At 36.3% G+C, this 16,137-nt stretch carries 13 protein-coding genes and 1 pseudogene; 9 read left to right on the top strand and 5 right to left on the bottom strand.

What is annotated here, in order from left to right:
• Positions 1-50 precede the first annotated feature (50 nt).
• From ftsZ to FVQ77_09590, 5 genes are all read right to left on the bottom strand, one after another.
• Entirely contained in the window at positions 51-1,529 is a 1,479-nt protein-coding gene (ftsZ, locus tag FVQ77_09610; protein MBW8050578.1) for a cell division protein FtsZ, read from the bottom strand.
• A gap of 310 nt (positions 1,530-1,839) precedes the next feature.
• On the bottom strand, positions 1,840-3,135 hold the full coding sequence (ftsA, locus tag FVQ77_09605) for a cell division protein FtsA (protein MBW8050577.1): 1,296 nt from the start codon (positions 3,133-3,135) through the stop codon (positions 1,840-1,842).
• Between the two features lie 192 nt (positions 3,136-3,327).
• Positions 3,328-4,086 carry a cell division protein FtsQ gene (locus tag FVQ77_09600; GenBank protein MBW8050576.1) on the bottom strand — a complete coding sequence of 253 codons (759 nt, stop codon included), beginning with the start codon at positions 4,084-4,086 and terminating at the stop codon, positions 3,328-3,330.
• Positions 4,083-5,516, bottom strand: a complete 1,434-nt coding sequence (locus tag FVQ77_09595; protein ID MBW8050575.1) for a UDP-N-acetylmuramate--L-alanine ligase — start codon at positions 5,514-5,516, stop codon at positions 4,083-4,085. The genes FVQ77_09600 and FVQ77_09595 overlap by 4 nt, the downstream gene beginning before the upstream one ends.
• 42 nt (positions 5,517-5,558) lie before the next feature.
• Positions 5,559-5,747: an ORF6N domain-containing protein gene (locus tag FVQ77_09590; protein MBW8050574.1), complete on the bottom strand. Its 189-nt coding sequence runs from the start codon at positions 5,745-5,747 to the stop codon at positions 5,559-5,561.
• Positions 5,748-6,388: 641 nt separating this feature from the next.
• Here FVQ77_09590 and FVQ77_09585 point away from each other — a divergent pair.
• The 9 genes and pseudogenes from FVQ77_09585 to FVQ77_09545 all read left to right on the top strand — a co-directional run bounded on the left by FVQ77_09585 (position 6,389) and on the right by FVQ77_09545 (position 16,080).
• Complete coding sequence (locus tag FVQ77_09585; GenBank protein MBW8050573.1) at positions 6,389-9,127, top strand: hypothetical protein; 2,739 nt, start codon at positions 6,389-6,391, stop codon at positions 9,125-9,127.
• A 111-nt stretch (positions 9,128-9,238) separates the two neighbouring features.
• Positions 9,239-9,918, top strand: a pseudogene (locus tag FVQ77_09580) (IS1 family transposase).
• A gap of 13 nt (positions 9,919-9,931) precedes the next feature.
• Positions 9,932-11,176, top strand: coding sequence for an AAA family ATPase (locus FVQ77_09575; protein ID MBW8050572.1), 1,245 nt, complete (start codon positions 9,932-9,934; stop codon positions 11,174-11,176).
• Positions 11,169-11,966 carry a hypothetical protein gene (locus tag FVQ77_09570; GenBank protein MBW8050571.1) on the top strand — a complete coding sequence of 266 codons (798 nt, stop codon included), beginning with the start codon at positions 11,169-11,171 and terminating at the stop codon, positions 11,964-11,966. The genes FVQ77_09575 and FVQ77_09570 overlap by 8 nt, the downstream gene beginning before the upstream one ends.
• On the top strand, positions 11,959-12,345 hold the full coding sequence (locus FVQ77_09565; protein MBW8050570.1) for a hypothetical protein: 387 nt from the start codon (positions 11,959-11,961) through the stop codon (positions 12,343-12,345). Before FVQ77_09570 ends, FVQ77_09565 begins: the two co-directional genes overlap by 8 nt.
• A complete protein-coding gene (locus FVQ77_09560) occupies positions 12,345-13,712 on the top strand; it encodes a DUF3326 domain-containing protein (GenBank protein ID MBW8050569.1) in 1,368 nt (455 codons plus the stop codon). The genes FVQ77_09565 and FVQ77_09560 overlap by 1 nt, the downstream gene beginning before the upstream one ends.
• 294 nt (positions 13,713-14,006) lie before the next feature.
• Positions 14,007-14,486: a hypothetical protein gene (locus tag FVQ77_09555; GenBank protein MBW8050568.1), complete on the top strand. Its 480-nt coding sequence runs from the start codon at positions 14,007-14,009 to the stop codon at positions 14,484-14,486.
• 214 nt (positions 14,487-14,700) lie between these two features.
• On the top strand, positions 14,701-15,927 hold the full coding sequence (locus FVQ77_09550) for a T9SS type A sorting domain-containing protein (GenBank protein MBW8050567.1): 1,227 nt from the start codon (positions 14,701-14,703) through the stop codon (positions 15,925-15,927).
• 6 nt (positions 15,928-15,933) lie between these two features.
• A complete protein-coding gene (locus FVQ77_09545; GenBank protein ID MBW8050566.1) occupies positions 15,934-16,080 on the top strand; it encodes a type II toxin-antitoxin system HicB family antitoxin in 147 nt (48 codons plus the stop codon).
• The last annotated feature ends 57 nt before the right edge of the window (positions 16,081-16,137 follow it).

Here is a 16,137-nt window from a genome sequence, read left to right as displayed (position 1 = left end):
GCCGACTGTGGACTGTAGATTGCCGACTGATTGGCGGGGCTGTGCGTTTTTCAATCCACATTATCATGTAAAAATTTATTATTTCCTAATAATTCATCATCTTCATTAAGATTATACCTTGAAACTTCGGTTTCAGAGGAGTGGGAGATGTCCTGAAGTTTTATTTTTCTTCGTACATAGGCAGGAATCTCAACCATATTTTTGAACTCATCTGAATCCATGCTCAAATTTGTCAGGTCTTTTAATTTGGTGATCGTTTCTTTTGATCTTTCTTCCGGTTTTTTCTTTACTTCATTACGAAACGGTTCATCTCCCGATATACCGGGATCTACGCTCCGCTCCGACTGGTTAAAGCGGGATCCAGCTTCTTCGCTTTTTTCTATTTCCGGCTCATCTTTTCTATCTTCAAATTCCTTCCCGACAAGTCGGGGCTCATGAGGAGAAACATAAGACTGTTTCATTTCTATGTCACCATCAAACATATCAAATTGTTTCTTTGGATCCAACTCAACAATTTTAGTCTTTTTTACTCTATCGTCAGCTTGACCAAAGCCGGTTGCAATAACAGTAACACATAATTTATCATCTAATGACTCATCAGGAAACAAACCCAGTTTAAATTTATGTTCCTCAACCCTTGCTTCTGATATTATATATTCACCAATTTCTGTTATTTCATCTATAGTTGGTTCATTTGTTCCATAAGAAATGCTTAATAAAATATTTTTTGTACCTTGAATATCATTTTCATTTAGCAAAGGAGATTTTAATGCGGTTTCAGCTGCTTTCATAGCTCTGTTTTCGCCTTCTTCTGTAGCAGAACCTATCATGGCAATACCACTATCTTTCATCATTCTGTTCACATCAGCAAAATCCAAATTCCACTTTCCGGGTACAGTAATAATTTCAGCAATACTTTTGGCAGCTGTGGTAAGAATATCGTCAGCTTGAGCAAATCCTTCGGTGATCGTAGAATTGCCGTAAATTTCTCTCATCTTCTCATTCGACACTACAATAATGGCATCCACATTTTCTTTCAGTTCTTTAATTCCATTGAATGCATTAACAGCTTTTTCTTTACCTTCTACTTTTAATGGGGTTGTAACAATGGCAACGGTTAAAATCCCTCTATCTTTAGCTTCTTTAGCAATAATCGGAGCGCCACCAGTACCTGTCCCCCCCCCCATTCCTGCTGTTATAAACACCATTCTGGTATGTTCTTCAAATAGTTCTTTTATTTCATCTATTGATTCGTTAGCAGCTTCTCTACCTGTTTCAGGATTTCCTCCAGCGCCTAAGCCCCCGGTCAGAGCAACCCCTAATTGCAATTTATCTGGCACGGCACTGCTGTTCAGCGCCTGCATATCGGTATTACAAATAACAAATTCTACATCCTTAATACCTCTATCATACATATGGCTTGCAGCATTGCCGCCTCCCCCGCCAACACCAATCACCTTAATGATGGATTTATGATGGGCAGGCAGATCGAATTTGTAAGATTTGTTAGAATCTGATTTTTTTTCCATATTTAAATTTGGTTATTGGTTGGGTGGTTGGTTAGTTATAGTTGAATAGTTTTTAGTTCTGGTTTTATAGTTGTTTAGTTTGCCGCTCATCGTGCTCCCACTCTGCTGGTTTTAAAGGGTTGGAGTGGGGGTACGAATAATCTGGCAGCCTGCTATTCAGTCTCTATTCGTACCCCGACTACAACGCATAATCCCAGCAGAGTCGGAGCACGAGTAGCTACCGTTAAAAGAACTAAACCATAAAACTTAAAAACTAAAACCAATAACTAAATAACCATAACTAAAAACTAACAAACTAATAACAAACATTTTAGTAGCCTGTTTTATCATCAAAATCATCAATAAGCAAGCCTTTTGTTCTATCTATTATTTTCTTAAAGAAATCTCCTCCTTTATCTTTCCTGTAATGTTTTGAAGAAGGTTTTGAGTACTGATCTTCTCTATCATCCAAAGCTCTGAAACCGGCCAATACAAGCCCAACGACAGTAGAAAACATTGGGCTTTTTATAGCTTCAATTTTGCTCCTTCCCAGGTGCTCATTCGGATAACCGATCCGGGCATCCATACCGGTCATATATTCAACTTTTTGCTTTAAGTTTCGCAGTAAAGCGCCACCACCTGTAATGACCATGCCAGCAACTAATTTATCGGCAAATTTAGAGGAAACAATCTGGCTATAGATCAGATCAATAATATCCTCCATTCTTGCTTCAATGATCTGGGCGAGTGTTTTTACAGAAATCTCTTTGGGAGGCCTGTCTTTCAAACCCTTTATAGAAACTACAACGTTAGCGCTAGCTTCGTCAGCAAGGGCGCTGCCAAATTGTATTTTTAATTGTTCTGCAACTTTTTCCATTAGCATACAACCTCCCATAATATCGGATGTGACTTTATTCCCACCAATCGGAAAGACTGCGGTATGCCTGATAATATTGTCATAGAAAATAGCAATATCAGTAGTACCACCCCCTATATCAATGAGCGCCACGCCTGCTTTTTTTTCTTCATCACTGAGCACCGAGAGGCTTGAAGCCAATGGTTCTAAAATCGGATTTTCACTGTCAAACCCTGCTCTTACCACACATTTGTATATATTTTTAATAGCATTTGTTTGGGCGGTAATTACGTGAAAATTTGCATCTAATCTAACCCCGGGCACACCCACGGGGTCAACAATATTTTCTTCGTGGTCCACAGTATAATCCTGCGGTAAAACGTGAATGATCTCGTCACCGGCAGTAACCACCGTCTTATACATATCGCTTGTGAGCCGGTTTACATCTTCTACCGTAACCTCCTCACCTTCAGTATCTCTGGTAATACTTCCGAATCTCTGAAGGCTCTTAATATGCTTCCCGGCAATGCCCACATTTAATTCAAAGCTTTTTCCTTCAACCCCTGCCTGATCTCTTGCCTGATCCATCACTTTTTTAATAGCTTCAACAGTCTTATCAATATGAGTAACAACACCCATTACTACTCCTTCAGAGACCGTGGTGCCCATGCCTAATATTTCAAGCTTGCCATACTCATTTTTTTGGCCAACTACCGCACAGATTTTTGTGGTTCCGATATCTAATCCTACTACTAATTTGTTGTTTTGCATTTTATACTAACTTCTTTATTTAGAAATTCATTTCCGGTGCAAATATACCTACCTGCCTTACAAAAAGCAAACATATGGCAGGCAGGCGAATGTTCCCCAAAAAGTGATCACCCGTTGGGTGAAATATTAATGATACGAATAGGGTATAATGCTAATCCCGAGTACTCGGGATTAGCATTTTTTTATTAGTATCTAACCGGGCGAACATACTATTTGATCCTGGAATTTTAAATTAACCTTCTGATATTTATTCCACCCTTTTGCGGGCAATATTTCTTTTAAAAATATGTACAGCTTATTGAATTTTGCTTCAATATTATAGGGCTTTCCAAATTCAATTACCTGTTTACCTACCTGTAGATAAAGTAAAACATCATTATTCCTTTTGACAACTACCTGAACAATCTGGGCTTTCAGGAATTTATCATTATCAATAAACTTAAACAGCTCCAAAAAAAAATTTCTATCCTTTTTATTTAGAAATTCATTTTTTATCAACCACAGAGGCTTTTGTATTTCTACAAGAACAACCCTTGCGGTAAACCTTTCAGAAAGGGGCAGCATCTCACCTGTACTTCCTATATAAAACCCCGAACCATCATTTTGTATTATCCTGGCAACGGGACGGCTTTGCTCTACCTTAACAATCAAGTTGCCTTCATGGTCTTTATAAACCTGAACATTTTGCACAAATTTATGGGATTTTATTTTTAGTTCAATGTTTTTCAGACTAATATTTTTATATTTTTTACCCCTGATAAATGCGTTATCTTTACCAGTGATCAAAGAATATATATCTTTCTCATTAATAAAATAATTACCGTAGTATTGGTTATCTATTTTTATAATAATGTCCTTACAGATCCTATTGTTATACCGGTTGTAAGCGAATCCCATTATAAAGATCACAAGGGCTGATACCGAAATTATTTTAATGTATCTGGATTTCAAAGTTTTAATTTGTATTTTTCTAACAAAATCTTTTTTATTGGTTCAATGAACTGGTCAATATCGCCTGCTCCTAACGTTACTAAAATGCCGGTTTGTAATTGCTTTACAATTTCCAACAAATTATCCTTATTACATAAAATTTTCTCATTTTTTAAATTATCAAAAATAATTTCAGAGCTAATACCCTCCATTGCCGTTTCGCGGGCTGGATAAATATCCATTAAAATTATCTTGTCAGCCAGGTTGAGGCTGTCTGAAAAGCCGCGGGCAAAAGCTTTTGTCCTGGAGTATAAATGCGGTTGAAAAATTATAGTGAGCATTTCATCCTTATACATTGCCCTGACTGAATTTATAAAAGCGGTGATCTCTGTTGGATGATGTGCATAATCATCAATATATATGATCGTATCACTTTTAATGATATACTCAAACCTTCTCTTTACACCTTTATATGAAGCTAATGCTCCGGAAATAGATTTTGTGTCAACACCCAGATAGCATGCCACACTAATAGCTGCAATGGCGTTCTCAACATTATGATAGCCGGGAACTGAAAGTTTGAGATTGTTAATATTTGGCCTTTCTGCATCAAACATAAATGACGCATTTTCTATGCGAATGTTTTTGGCGATTTTATATTTTTCTACCGATAGATCTTTGTCCCGCTTGTCCCCATCCTGCCGGGGAACCTTTCGGGGTGTAACTGGCAAATCCAAATCTATTCCTTCTTTAATAATTAATTTTCGTTTTACCTGGCCGATAAAATCACAGAAAGATCTTTTCAACGCATCTTCATTGCCATAAATATCAAGATGGTCTGCATCAACTGAGGATATTACTGCAATATCAGGATGAAGCGCTAAAAATGACCTGTCGTATTCGTCAGCTTCCACAACATATATATTTGGTGATTTGCTGATTTGGTGATTTGGTGATTTGGGATTAGTCATTAGTAAGTTTGAATTAAAATTAACTGAAATCCCGCCAAGGAAGGCTGTACAATTTAACCCAGCATAATTCAAAATATAAGCGATCATTGAAGCAATGGTTGTCTTGCCGTGTGTTCCGGCCACGGCAATGGTAAATTTATCTTTTGTTATCAGGCCCAGCACCTCTGCTCTTTTCAAAACTGTAAAACCGTTTTCTCTAAAAAAAGTTAGCTCTTTGTGTTCCGGAGGAATTGCAGGTGTATAAACTACCAGGGTTTCATTTTTGGCAGTAGTGATAAAAGGGGGTATTTTTTCTACATCATCTTCAAAGTGTATCAAAATTCCTTCATCCATCAATTGACTGGTCAATGGAGTTGCAACGCGGTCATAGCCAGCTACTCCCGAGTAGTCAGAATTAGTAAACCATCGTGCAAGTGCGCTCATGCCGATACCTCCGATGCCGATGAAATAGATGTATTGTATTTTTTTTAACTGTAGCATTTTTATTCTACTTCTTACCTCCAATTTTAAAACCTATTTGTTTTAAGGTAATTTTCTACGACCACCTCTACCTATCTTTGATGTGCCAATTTGGCACATCAAACTTTCAAATTCGGATTTCGTAAGCTGAAACATAAAATCAACAGGAAACCGTTTAATATTCCTTTTAACCTGTCGATTTAATTGCCGTGTTTCTACTCCATAAAGCTGAGATAGATCACTATCAAGCATCACTTTAGTCCCTCTGATATTATAAGGGCATCTCTAAAAACTACACCATACATTCCCCTCTATCAAGAGGGGCAAGGGGTGTGTTTTAAAAAATATGTAGTTTTTAGAGATGCCCATAAATCAAATCAACATAAAGAATGCTTTTATCTAATTTTTTTGTCACTTTCACTATCTTTTATTTTACAGAATAAGAATAAGATAGGCAAACATAAAAAAACAATAAGATTTTTTTTGCTTTTTGAATAAAAATTTATATTATTGAATAAAAGTGGGGGAAATAAAGTGAAATAAATAAAATGTCACACAGCAAGTTCAATTGCAATTTTTCGCACAAGCCATCCCACATGCCTTAAAATTGCAAATCAACTTGCTCTTGCCAACAATAAACAACATGAACTCTTAAATTAATATTCTATAGGTATAGGCGTTTAGGTCGCACAAAATGTTTTTGATAACTAACTAATAATAAGTGTTTTATGATTTTATGCCTGTATATTCCTGTCATTTTTTCAGGGGTAATTGCGATATTATGCCGAAAAACAAAGATTGGTTCTTTTTTATTAACTGATTATCAATATATTACGAGTGATACCTAAGCGCCTATACCTAATATTCTAAAAGCTTTTCATTACTTTTGAAGCATGAAAAAAACAGATTATAGCAAAGGACTTGAAGGAATTAAACAATACCTACAGAGCGACAAGAACGAAGACGCAAAACGAGATTTGATTTTCCCACTTTTCCGAAAACTATTTGGCGATAAATTTCATAAAGAATCTGATGCTGAGGGGGCAGATACATATATTGAAGGTCAATTACTAATAGAATTAAAAAGTCATCAACATCAATGGCTGGATGGATTCTATCAAGGGCTCCACTATCTAAAGAAAGGTCTGAGTTTTAGAACCCTCTGTGTAATGACAAAGGACTTTCTTGCGTTTTGGAAAGTGAATGACATACCGGAAATCGCTAAAAAACTTTCCGGTGAAGCAGATGCACAGAAAGCATCTTCCGAAATAGGGAAAACAAATGCCAACAAAACCAATAAAGCGCAAAAATCCGCAATACTTAAATCCAATGTTTTTCGTATTTATCTCAAAGAATACGAAGATGATTTGTTTGCAGATGAGAAAAGCATTACCTACGATCTTTTTGAATTTCTTAATGTTTTAAAAAACCTTGATTCAGAACGGATTCAAATAAACCGACACAATTTCATCAATGCTATTGAATACCTGAAAAAATTCTTTGATGATCCTCTTGATGCGGTGCATTGTTTTTATTCAATAGTGGGTTTTTGGGATATAACTTCGACAGTTACAGAAAATGAAAAGGGTGAATTAAGAGTTGTTGGAAATAAGGGAACAAGAGATAGCGAATCTATTACAATTCACCCGAAGCATAGAGAAGAATTCAGAAAATATATACTCAATCACTACATATTTACAAAAGAAGGTTCCGGCTTGCGTGTTGACTATTACTTCAGCCGATTCGATGAAGTTATTGCACAGTTGAAACCCGAGTATGCAAGGCAGCACGGTATAGTTTTTACCGATCACAATCTCAGCAAGTTTGCTTTGTGGTTTGTACATGAATACTATGAGAAGAAACTGCATGACAAGTATGTAGTCTTTGACCCCGCAGGTGGATCAGGAAACCTTGTAACAAGTTGGAGTAAAAAATGGGGAGGTCATTTAAAACACAAGATCATTTCTGAGCTGCAGCCCGACTTACTCAAAACAATAGAGCGTAGAATGAAGTTGGACCCTGAGCAAATGCAAACGGGTTTTACAGTGATTCCTAAAACCGTTGACAATCAAGGGTTGAACTTTTTAGATAAGTCGGCAGAGGCATACATTGGTGAATTGGAAAAAGTACTGAATGAAAAGAACCTCAAAATAGATAGACCCCTTGCATTTTTATTAAATCCACCGTATAAAAATACCGATGAGAATGTAAGAGTAAGGGAAGAAACAGAAGCTAATTATGACATTGACCCTTCTATATTGGAATTAACCGGAAGCGATGCGGGAAAAGAAAGATATCTTGCTTTTTTAGGGCAGATCGTAAACATTGCCGAATACCAACATGAGAGAAATCCAGAATTCAATCCTGTTTTGATGATATTCACACCAACTTCATGGATTATTCCCAGGCCAACCTTTGTCAATTTCCGTGAGAAATTTGATAAGCACTTCAAATTCGAGAACGGATTTATCATCACTGGTAATGAGTTTTTTAAAATATCGGGGAAATGGCCACTATCATTTACTATTTGGACTTACAACCATAATGAAAAAGGCAACAGAAACAATATTAAACTAAGGGATTTCACTTACTTTAAACACAAAGACCTTGAAATTAATTGGGATGCCGATCTAAAATATATCAATAAGATCATCAAGAGATCAATCAAAAGTGCAAAAACAATAAATTTTTCAGGGTCACGCCAAACAATCAAGAAATGGTGTGGGCAAAAAATGTATGATTTCAAAAGAAGTCCTACGAAAACAGAATTACAATCTAACCAGATATACGGAGGATTACCATTAAGAGATATAAGAAGGAAACATAAGAAAACCTATGGTATTACTAAATCGGAATTTATAGGTTTTATGGAAGATTGCGTTCCTGTTAGAATCCGTCCAAGACCAGATAAGATATTTACAACTAACTATAATAAAAGCATTTGGTTTCTTTTACAAATGGAATTCAAAAACGTTAATTCATCTAAAATTCATAATGCCCCTACTGATCAAAAAGCATATTGCGCCTATGATCTTCAATCCGCGCAAAAAACTTTTGCTTGGTTTGCAATTTCAAAAGCAGTACTTGGCAGGTATCCATTATGGTCAAATCAATATGATATTTGGAAACCAAGAATAAAAAAAGAGATGGAGAAATATTTTTATTCGCTATGCTTTGCCTATGGTTTGGCTGAAAACAGATGTGTTGTGGCAAAATTTGAAAAAGACAACCCTGTAAAAGGCACCCCGGAAGTTTTCATTGATAATCCTTTAAGTCCTAATAATCATGAATCCTTTTGGTTTACAACTTTAGAACCATATCTCATAAAAAGACCTGCCAAGGCATTCCACTTAGTTGAAGCAGTAAAGCTCCTGTACCAAAAATGGTTTGAAGATTATTGTGGTTGGGAGACTCTGGAATATGTTGGCTTGGACGAAGAACCCTACTTTAAATATTTCCATTACCCGGACTTTGTTAACCGTAATTCCGGTTTAATTCAAATCAAAAAATATGCAGAAATAAATGGCAAATCTGATTTGATGGAAATGTTTGAAAATATTTCGGAAAAAACGAAAGAGGTAAAGGAGGAAATCTACCGGATTTTGGTAGAGGAATTTAACTATTTTGATTAAGGTTGTGATTGTGATACATTTGTTCCATCATAAAATAATTAAATAGGATGGCATTGTTAATTTAATATAGTTTTTTATTTTTGTGGCAGTTTAACCTCAAAATATTATAAAATGGAAAGCTGCCCTAATTGTAAAAGTACCGTTTTTCGCAAAGATGGTATAGTTAAGCAAAGACAAAGATATCTTTGCAAAGTATGTAAGTATCGTTTTACAGTGGAATATATTGGTAAATCGGATAGCATAAAATGAGATGCATTAATCCTGTATTTAGAAGGGTTAGGATTTCGTTCAATTGGTCGTTTTTTAAATGTCAGCCATGTGGCTGTTTTTAATTGGATTAAAAGCTTTGGTGAAAAACTCGAAGAACTGCGTAGTAGCCAAGACATTGAAGTTGTTGAAATAGATGAAATGCATTCATATATCGGTTCAAAAAAAACTACTGTTGGGTATGGATTGCTGTTGATAGAAATGGGAAACAATTTATCAACTGTGAAATTGGCACCAGGGGAACAGAAACAGGAGAAAAACTTTGGAACCGAATTAAAGATAAAGTAAAAGGGAAAGTATGCACAGATTATTGGAAAGCATATGGGGAATTTGTTCCAAAGGAAAAGCATATCACCTCCAAAAAGGAAACATATACTGTTGAAGGGTACAATAGTTTGTTCAGACATTTTTTAGCACGATTAAGAAGAAAAACAAAATGCTATACAAAAGCACTATATATGTTGATTTATTCTGTTAAACTTTTAATGTTCAAATGGAATAATAATTTAGCTATACTGAATTAACAATACCAATAGGATGTATATCTATAAAATTGAATTAGAGAATATTCGATGTTTTGAGAAATTAACCATTGATTTTGAGTACGATGGAAAAATTCAAATGTGGCAAACTGTGCTTGGTAATAATGCTGTTGGAAAATCGACTATTCTTAAATGTATCGCAATGGGGCTATGTGATGAATCAAGTGCTGCAGCCTTAATGAAGGAAGAAAATGGAGAATTTATTAGAAAACCTTATCTTAAAGGCAGTATTGAAATTACTTTAAAAGATAGCCCTGGTGACAAAGGACTTACAGTAGTTACAAATTTGACTAAAGAAACTAAGGAAAGTCCAGAAAAACTTAGACAGGTGACACCATCTGACCTGTCGCTCTGGAAAGATATATTTATGTGTGGTTATGGTGTGCAGATCGGTGATGGAGGAGGTGATACATGGGAAAACTATAAACCGTTGGAAGCTGTATATACTCTCTTTAATACTGGTTCTGATTTACAGAATACCGAAGCTGTAATGTTTAAACAATCACCGGAGCTTCGAGATTGGCTTTCTGAAGTGTTGCTAAAAATATTAATGCTCGATAATTATCCAAAGATCGAATACAATTCGAAAGGGATGTTTGTCTCAGGACCATGGGGTAAATTAAGAGTTGGCGAATTAAGTGATGGATATAGACGAGTTATACAAATTACTGTAGATTTTTTCGGTTGGCAGGTAGTTGCCGATAAGCTAAGTTCGGTTAATGACGAAATAGCAGGAATTTTGCTAATTGATGAGTTAGAAACACATTTACACCCTAAATGGCAGCGATTTATTGTTGATAGATTTACAACATATTTGCCGAAAGTGCAGATAATTACCAGTACTCATTCACCATTAGTTGCACTTGGTACAACAGACCTTGAAGATGCATTGATTTTAGAGTTAGATTTGATTAATGAGAACTCAAATAGAGTGCGGGATAAAAGCGTTGATTCTAATACATACAAAGGATATACTGTTGATCAAATCCTAACTTCTACAGCTTTTGACATGCAAATTGCCCGAAGCGGTATTTCGGGAAATAAGATGATAGAGTTTAGAAAGTTATTCTTGATAGAATCCAAGAATGCCGAAGAGGAGAAACGGTTTCAGGAACTTCGGGATGAATTAGAATCTGAAATACCAGAATATGGTGAACTCGAAGAAGATCGGAAGCGGCAAAGAGAATTAAGGCAGTTAATAGAAGAACTTAATAATAAATTAAAATCTTCCAATGATTAAGCTTCCTCAAAGGCCTGTACAACCATCTACCTTAGGAGAGAGCAAGGTATCGGATGCACTTCAATCTTTAAGGGACAAGGTTAATAGAGGTGAAAAACCAAGTTCTTCAAAGCCAAATGATTTCCCCTCTTATTGGTTGCCTGAAGCTCGCAAGACGTTATGGGAACATCAGAATAAAAAGTGCTGTTTTTGTGAACGTGAACGAGAAGAAAAACGAGAATCAGATTTAGAGCATTACAGACCCAAAGCAAAAGTAAATGATGAACCCAAACACAACGGTTACTGGTGGTTAGCCTATAACTGGGAGAATTATTTGTTTTCATGTAAACCGTGCAACGAAACTTATAAAGGAAATCAATTTCCTCTAATGTCAGCTGGGCAGAGAGCTTTTCAAGAAAGTGATGATTTGGATCTGGAACTTCCTGTTTTACTTGATCCATATAAAGATAACCCGGAATCAGCAATTAGCTTCGATTGGGATAGTTGCAATGACCTTTTTGTGAAGGCAGTTAATCATCCACAACACGATACGGATGAAAGAGGAAGAAATACGATTGAAATTGTTGGACTTAATCGACCCGGTTTGCCTGAAGAAAGAGCAAGAATTTTATTGACATTAAAAGGTTATGACACTTTGATGAGTTACGGTCTGCTCAAGGGAAATAAAGTAATTATTGATCAGGCGGCAGTGCATATTAAAAGGGAAACATCTTCAAAAAAAACATTTACTGGTTTTCGGAGAGCATTTTTTCGAAAAATGGGTATGGAAGAATACCTATCTAATGATTAATAAAACACAAAATAATTACGGCACGGAACTCATACTTGATTTACATAAGTGTGACCCGGGCTCCTTTAACAGAAAGAGTATTAAGCGGTATTTTACAGGGTTATGTGAGTTAATAGATATGGAAAGATGCAAGCTTAGTTGGTGGGACGACCATGGAGTTCACCCGGATGAACAACAGACAGAACCTCATCTTAAAGGAACATCTGCCGTCCAATTTATTATAACTAGCAGCATTGTCATCCACACTTTAGACCTAATGGGTTCCGTGTATGTAAATATCTTTTCGTGTAAGGATTTTGATCCAAAAGTCGCTACGGAGTTTACTGCCAATTGGTTTAAAGGAAAAATTGTAAATTCGCACGAAATAAAACGAATATAATGATTGAACAAGAAATAAAAATACCTGCTATTAAAGGGCATAAGAGTTTACTACACTATTTTGCTCATTATATGGAAGAAGAATGGGTTAATGAAGGAGTACCGATAAGATTTGTAGTCACTAAAACAGATCATAACCATTACCATTGTGAATTCGCAGCAGTTTCAAATTCTCTTACAAATAATCATGCTGCAATTGATTCAATTTTTCGATTTAATAAAAGGAAAGTCGAAAACACAAATGAGTTCAATACTGTTTTAATTGTACCTACAGGTATAGGTTCAGAAATCGGTGGTCATGCCGGTGACGCTGGGCCTGTTTCAAAAGTCATGGCATCAATATGCGATAACCTTCTTATACACCCCAATGTGGTTAATGCGTCCGATATTAATGAAATGACGGAGAATACATGGTACATTGAAGGAAGTGTTTTGACAAGATTACTAATGGGAACCATTGGTTTGCAAAAGGTTAGGTCTAACCGGATACTTATGATAATTGATGATCATAAGAAAGATATATTTAGAAATGCAGCCGTTAACTCTGTGAACGCAGCCAGAGCTACCTATGGTTTGGACTGCCCTGAGATTGTTAGACTTAACCCGCCTATTGAAATGAGCGCTGAATATTCCAAATCTGGAAGAGCTACCGGAAAAATCAAAGGACTGGATAATCTTTTTAAATTGATAGACGGTTACAAAAATGAATTCGATGCCATTGCGCTTTCTTCTGTAATACGAGTACCCCTTAACTTTCACCTGGATTATTTTAAAAGTGAAGGCGAAATGTTAAACCCCTGGGGGGGAGTTGAAGCAATGTTGACTCATACTATCTCTCATCTTTATAATCTCCCTTCCGCTCATTCACCGATGTTTGAAACTGAAGCTATTGCAAACCTCGACCCTGGTGTTGTAGATTCAAGAATGGCAGCAGAAGCTGTTTCTTTAACTTTTCTGCAGTGTATTCTTAAAGGTCTTCAAAAAAGCCCCAAAATCATTACTGATAAAATTGCTGTTAGAGATAAAGCTGTATTATCGGCAAAGGATGTTAGCTGTGTTGTAATCCCGGATGGTTGTATTGGCCTGCCTACATTGGCTGCATTAGAGCAAGGCATCCCAGTTGTTGCAGTTAAAAGCAATAAAAACGTGATGAAAAATGATTTAAGCGCTCTACCTTGGACTTCTAATCAACTTCACTATGCAGACAACTACCTTGAAGCTATTGGAATTATGGCAACCATAAAATCCGGCATTACTACAGAATCAGTCCAAAGACCTCTTGATTCAGCAAAAGTGGTTACTAAAACATTTGAATCACCAAATGATTTGAAGGTCGAAAAAGAAAGTGCTCAATTAGAAAAAGTATAGCCATCGAAACACATTATTATTGATAGAAGTCAAAACTGGCTAATTGACTCTCATTTCCAGATTATTTACAAATCCTAGTACTCGGGACACCCTCAAGATAATTCAAAGAACTTTCGTACCTTTGCGGTACGTGTTCTGCCCATGCTAGGCACACACATTGTGCAAAGCAAATTGGGCGGAAAGTTGGGTCATTAAAGGGTTTTGCTTTCTACCAAGTTTTGTTGCGTAGGAAAGTGACAAAGCAATAAAAGCCCAACTTGCTTTGCACTTACCGTTGTGTGCAAGGCAAAAAAAATGAGTAAGATAATGAAACTAAACACTAATGTATTTGACCTGTGGACTTTTCACAAGGAGGAGGGAGAGACAAAATATCTTCTACTCCATACCTCTCAGGAAAAGGCGGACAAATGGTTCAACGGAGGACGATTTTGGCAAATCCCTGGCGAATTCCTCCAAGACAATGAAGACATCGTTGATGCAATAAAGCGTTGTCTGACAAGCTACAATTTAGACCCCAAGGTTCTGTGGACTGTTGAACACATCTACACGTACTTTAACCCAAGAAGACGAGCCATTGAAATAATGCCAGTATTTGCAGCAGAAGTAATAAAGACAGGCGACATAAACCTAACTTGGGAGCATTCAGATTGTGGGTGGTACACTGACACTGAATGCAAAGAAAGAATAAATTACAGGGGACTTTTAGAAGGACTGGAATGGACTAAAAAGTACATCACCGAGACTAAACCGTTGAAAGAGTTTCAATTGAAATAAAATAAAAACCCCCTGCACACAACAAAACATAAAGGCAATTGAAAACTGCCTTTATCCAAACCGTCAGACTGTCTAAAAACTATCATAAATTGTTAATTTGACATTAAGGAGAAATAATAACTCATTGAAAACAAACAACATACAATTAATTAGTTTTGTAAAATAGTCGTAATTCACAGTTTTTAGACGGACTGCCGTTGTAAGTAATTAAGAAATGAAGAAAACGATTCTATTTAGCTTTGTTGCAATTACGATGCACGTTGGTGCAAACGCTCAATCCTGTAATCCTGATTCACTGGTAGTTAGAGGCATTAAAGCTTGCAATACGGATAACAATATAAACTGGGAACTCCAAAATCATCAAGTATATATTAACCCGGATTGCCCTTCCAACAATAAACTAATTCTTCATTTGGTTGGAACATTTGACAACCCCAATAGTACCACATTTTTACCAACTCTTGCCGCCAATAATGGTTATAAAGTGATCAGTCTTAAGTATCCGAATAATGTTTCTGGCACCTCTTCTTGTAAAACAAGCTCAGACTTTGATTGTCACTGGAAGTATCGGCAGGAAATAGTATCCGGAACGGATACCAGCTCCCACGTTGCCGTTGATACCAGTAACTGTATCTTAAACCGTTTCCAAAAATTATTGATCTATCTGGACAATGAATATCCTGGTGAAAACTGGGGTAAATACTTGATAAACCAGGACAGTATAGACTGGTCAGATATAACAGTGTCAGGGCATTCACAAGGAGGCGGTCATGCCGCTTTTATAGCTAAAAATTTTGCCGTGGACAGAGTACTTATGTTTGCCTCACCAAATGAGTATAGCTCTTTCTACGCTGCTCCAGCTTCATGGATCAGTATGCCTGGTCTAACTCCTGATTCGCGTTATTATGGGTTTGGTAACTTGTACGATGAAATCATTGATTTCAGTGAGCAATTTCTTGTGTGGAATACCATGAATCTGGACACCTTTGGAGACAGTGTTTGGGTAGATAACACGGCTTGCCCTTACTCAAATTCAAGAATACTGTATACGAGTGATACCTCAACAACCGGAATAGCAGCCCAACACAGTTCTGTAATTGTCGATAATTATACTCCTATTTCCATGGGTGAACCAATTTTTCTTCCTGTTTGGGAATATATGCTTGGTTTATGTGGTGACTCCACTTTGTCGATAAACCACGTATTCTCTATAGAAGGAATTGAGATTTATCCCAACCCTGGTTCGGGTACTGTTTATATAAGCGCCCCAAAGCCGATCGTAAAAATTGAACTTATTAATTCTGTTGGGAGTATATTGGAAGTTTATGAACCTAATTCGAATTTGGCTACGTTAAACTTAGAAACATATACCGGACTTCTATATATTAAGGTATTTATTGAAGGAAATAAAAGCTTTGTGAAAAAATTAATAAGACATTAACTACTTATGTTAGCTAATTATACAATTATAATTGTAAAAAGTAAAAATTGGTATGCCGGTTATGTAAAAGAATTACCAAGTGCTCATTCTCAAGGTAAAACTATTGATGAAGTAAAAGAAAATTTAAAAGAGGCTATAAAGTCGAATGTTTAATATATTATAGTAAAAACATAACTTCGTAAGTTGATTAAAAAGTCGGCAGTCCACAGT

It is taken from the genome of Cytophagales bacterium (assembly GCA_019456305.1).
GTDB lineage: Bacteria > Bacteroidota > Bacteroidia > Cytophagales > VRUD01 > VRUD01.
This window is presented reverse-complemented; position numbering and strand designations above follow the sequence as displayed.

Excerpts from the sequence above, each read along its gene's own strand:
- ftsZ (MBW8050578.1), bottom strand. The coding sequence starts at position 1,529 with ATGGAAAAAAAATCAGATTCTAACAAATCTTACAAATTCGATCTGCCT.
- ftsA (MBW8050577.1), bottom strand. The coding sequence starts at position 3,135 with ATGCAAAACAACAAATTAGTAGTAGGATTAGATATCGGAACCACAAAA.
- FVQ77_09595 (MBW8050575.1), bottom strand. The coding sequence starts at position 5,516 with ATGCTACAGTTAAAAAAAATACAATACATCTATTTCATCGGCATCGGA.
- FVQ77_09590 (MBW8050574.1), bottom strand. The coding sequence starts at position 5,747 with ATGCTTGATAGTGATCTATCTCAGCTTTATGGAGTAGAAACACGGCAA.
- FVQ77_09585 (MBW8050573.1), top strand. The coding sequence starts at position 6,389 with ATGAAAAAAACAGATTATAGCAAAGGACTTGAAGGAATTAAACAATAC.
- FVQ77_09575 (MBW8050572.1), top strand. The coding sequence starts at position 9,932 with ATGTATATCTATAAAATTGAATTAGAGAATATTCGATGTTTTGAGAAA.
- FVQ77_09570 (MBW8050571.1), top strand. The coding sequence starts at position 11,169 with ATGATTAAGCTTCCTCAAAGGCCTGTACAACCATCTACCTTAGGAGAG.
- FVQ77_09565 (MBW8050570.1), top strand. The coding sequence starts at position 11,959 with ATGATTAATAAAACACAAAATAATTACGGCACGGAACTCATACTTGAT.
- FVQ77_09560 (MBW8050569.1), top strand. The coding sequence starts at position 12,345 with ATGATTGAACAAGAAATAAAAATACCTGCTATTAAAGGGCATAAGAGT.
- FVQ77_09555 (MBW8050568.1), top strand. The coding sequence starts at position 14,007 with ATGAGTAAGATAATGAAACTAAACACTAATGTATTTGACCTGTGGACT.
- FVQ77_09550 (MBW8050567.1), top strand. The coding sequence starts at position 14,701 with ATGAAGAAAACGATTCTATTTAGCTTTGTTGCAATTACGATGCACGTT.
- FVQ77_09545 (MBW8050566.1), top strand. The coding sequence starts at position 15,934 with ATGTTAGCTAATTATACAATTATAATTGTAAAAAGTAAAAATTGGTAT.